This window comes from Mycobacterium kyogaense (assembly GCF_003254575.1).
Lineage (GTDB): Bacteria > Actinomycetota > Actinomycetes > Mycobacteriales > Mycobacteriaceae > Mycobacterium > Mycobacterium kyogaense.
Window position 1 is genome coordinate 1 of sequence record NZ_QJUA01000090.1, and the last position, 3,551, is coordinate 3,551.

General features: G+C 68.1%; 2 protein-coding genes. Both read right to left on the reverse strand.

Features of this window, described 5'->3' with window-relative positions; genetic code table 11:
• Positions 1-120 precede the first annotated feature (120 nt).
• Positions 121-1,863 (reverse strand): proline--tRNA ligase, encoded by a 1,743-nt coding sequence (locus DMB80_RS27635; RefSeq protein WP_111512745.1) that lies wholly within the window; start codon positions 1,861-1,863, stop codon positions 121-123.
• A gap of 36 nt (positions 1,864-1,899) precedes the next feature.
• On the reverse strand, positions 1,900-3,369 hold the full coding sequence (locus DMB80_RS27640) for an MFS transporter (RefSeq protein WP_111512746.1): 1,470 nt from the start codon (positions 3,367-3,369) through the stop codon (positions 1,900-1,902).
• Between the last annotated feature and the right edge of the window lie 182 nt (positions 3,370-3,551).

The following is a 3,551-nucleotide window of genomic DNA, read 5'->3' on the forward strand; positions in this document are numbered from 1 at the left end:
CGACACCTCCGGGGCGTGTCAGGAGGTCCGCGCGCGTCAACACACGGACCCAAAGGAATCGGTTACAGATCCCTTCCTGACACCTCCGGAGGCATTTGAGAAGGACTAACTCGATCTATATCAGCGGATCGCGGCGAGGATCTCCTCGGTCGCCGACGCCGCAGCGACGTCACGCTTGTCACCGCTGAACCGGTCGCGCAGTTCCACGACGCCGTCGGCCCAGCCGCGGCCCACCACGACGATCCACGGGACACCGAGCAGCTCGGCGTCCTTGAACTTCACCCCCGGGGATGCGGTGCGATCGTCGAGCAGCACGTCGACGCCGAGCCGGTCCAGATCGGCGGCCAGTTCGGTCGCCCCGGCGCGCGCCTCGGGGTCCTTGTTCGCGATCACCACGTGCACGTCGAACGGGGACACCGCAGACGGCCAGCGCAGGCCCAGTTCGTCGTGCTGCTGTTCGGCGATCACCGCCACCATGCGGGACACCCCGATCCCGTAGCTTCCCATCGTCAGGCGCACCGGTTTGCCGTCCTCACCGAGCACGTCGGCCGAGAACGCGTCGGCGTACTTGCGCCCCAGCTGGAAGACATGGCCGATCTCGATGCCGCGGGCGGACACCAGCGGGCCCGCGCCGTCCGGCGACGGATCGCCCTCCCGCACCTCGGCGGCCTCGATGGTCCCGTCGGCGACGAAGTCCCGCCCGGCGACGAGGTCGACGACGTGCTTGCCGATCTCGTCGGCGCCGGTGATCCAGGCTGTGCCGTCCACCACACGGGGATCGACCAGGTAGCGAACGCCGTTGGCCAACAAGCCTTTCGGTCCGATGTACCCCTTCTTCAGGAACGGGTACTTCGCGAAGTCCGCATCATCGATCATCGCGAACTCGGCCGGCTCCAGCGCGGCACCGAGCCGCTTCTCGTCCACCTCGCGATCTCCTGGCACGCCGATCGCCAGCAGCTCCCAGTCACCACCGGGCGCACGAACTTTCATCAGGACGTTCTTCAACGTGTCGGCCGCGGTGACCGTCCGACCCAGCTCGGCGGAGTTCGCCCAGTCGACCAGCGTCGCGATCGTCGGAGTGTTGCCGGTCTCGTAGACGGTCGCCTCCGGGAGACCCTCGAACGGGATCGACTCGGGGACGGCGGTGATGACGGCCTCTACGTTGGCGGCGTAGCCGGACTCCGCGCACCGTACGTAGGTGTCCTCGCCGACCTCGCTCTCGGCGAGGAACTCCTCCGACGCGCTGCCGCCCATGGCGCCCGACACCGCCGAGACGATCACGTAGCGCACCGCGAGCCGGGCGAAGATCCGCTGATAGGCCTCGCGATGGGCGTGATAAGCGTTCTTGAGCCCGTCGTCGTCGATGTCGAACGAGTACGAGTCCTTCATCAGGAACTCGCGCCCGCGCAGGATGCCGGCGCGCGGGCGGGCCTCGTCGCGGTACTTGTTCTGGATCTGGAACAGGATGAGCGGAAAGTCCTTGTACGACGAGTACTCACCCTTGACGGTCAGGGTGAACATCTCCTCGTGGGTGGGGCCCAGCAGGTAGTCGTTGTCGCGCCGGTCCTGCAGCCGGAACAGCGTGTCACCGTATTCGGTCCAGCGCGCGGTGGTCTCGTACGGTGCGCGCGGCAGCAGCGCGGGGAACAGGATCTCCTGTCCGCCAATGGCATTCATCTCTTCGCGGATGATCGCCTCGATCTTGCGGAGCACCTTGAGCCCGAGAGGCAGCCAGCTGTAGAGCCCGGGGCCGACCGGCCGGACGTAGCCGGCCCTGATCAGCAGCTTGTGGCTCGCCACTTCGGCGTCGGCCGGGTCGTCGCGCAGCGTGCGCAGGAACAGCTCGGACATGCGGGTGATCACAGCCGACCACCTTATGCCACATTTTCGACGGCCTGCCTAGAGCTCCCCCGCCTCCACAGCTTCCCTGGTCTCGCGGGCCCGGGCGATGTCGCGCGCGGAGTAGCCGATGAACAGCGCCGCGACGCCGACCAGGATCGCGATCGCCGCCACCCACAGCAGTGAGTAGGTGTAGCCCTGACCGAGCGCGTCGAGTTGGGCCGGCGTCATGGCCGTCACCGGGCCCGTCGTGCCGCCGAGGTACAGCGTGCGGGAGACCTGCACGGCCTGGACCACCACCAGCACCAGCGGACCGCCGAGGTTGAACACCATCAGCGTGACCGACGACAGCGAGCCGATCCGACGGGCCGGCACATTGGCCAGCAGACACAGCGGCAGGATCACCGAGATCACGCCGATGCCCAGCCCGCCCACCACCACGGGCACGAACAGGTCGGGGAAGTACGGCACGGACCGGTCCAGCGTGGATCCGTAGAGCATGGCGAGCAGCACCAGCACGCCGCCGCCGAGGATCACCCAACGCGGCGCGATGCGGGGCGCGACGTAGGTGGCGATCACATTGCCCACCACGAAGGCCGCGGCGAACGGCAGGAAGCTGATGCCCGCCCGCAGCGGCGAATAGCCCAGGACGTCCTGAACGAGCAGACCGATCATCACCGACAGCGTCAACATCACTCCGCCGGCCAGGAAGTACGCCACGAACGACGCGACGCGGTGCCGGTTGTCGAAGATCGACAGCGGCACGAGGGGGTTGTCGGCGCCGCGCTCGTCGAGCACGAACGCGGCGAAGAACACGACGGCGGCCACGGCGGCGCCGATCACCCACGGGTCGGCCCACCCCAGAGCAGGGCCCTGAGTGAACACCAGCACCGCCGACGTGCAGGCCAGCGTGGCCAGCAGCGCCCCGGTGATGTCGAGCTTGATGCGCTCCAGATGGGTCTCGGTCAGCCGCAACACCGTGATCGCGACGATCACGATGCCGATCGGCACGTTGACCAGGAATGCCAGCCGCCACGAGATGCCGGTGACCGCGCCGCCCAGGACGAGCCCGAGCACCGAACCCAGCCCCTGCATGGCCGCCGACACCGCGAGCGCGCGGTTGCGCGGCTCCCCGACGGCGTAGGTGGTCGCGATCAGCGCGAGGCCGGTGGGCGCGGCCACCGCCGCCCCGATGCCCTGGACTGCGCGGGCGATCACCAGCGTGGCCTCGTCGTTGGCCAATCCGCAGATCAGCGACGCGATCGTGAACACCCCGACCCCGGACAGGAACGCCCGCTTATGGCCGATGGCGTCACCGATGCGGCCGCCGAGCAGCAGCAGCCCACCGAAGGCCAGCACATAGGCGGTGATCACCCAGCTCTTGCCCGCATCGGAGAGGCCGAGTTCGGCCTGCATCCGCGGCAGCGCGACGATCACGATGGTTCCGTCGAGCGTGGCCATCAGCTGCATGCCGGTGATCGCGACGATCGCGATGCCCAGCGAGGACGCCAGCGGAGCCCGGGAGGACATGGTTCGCCACCCTACCGGTGGGCGATTTCGGCGTGCTTATCGCCGCTGAGCGCACTGTTCTGTTCGGGGACATCGCTGACAGTTGTATGTCTCGGGACATCGCTGACACCTGAGTAGGGCTGGACCAGCATGGTTCATGGCCCAGAAGGTGACGGCGATGGATATCCGGATGGCGGCTGCCC

What these genes read in the sequence shown, in the direction of transcription:
- DMB80_RS27640 (WP_111512746.1), bottom strand. Translation starts at nt 3,369, where the DNA reads ATGTCCTCCCGGGCTCCGCTGGCGTCCTCGCTGGGCATCGCGATCGTC.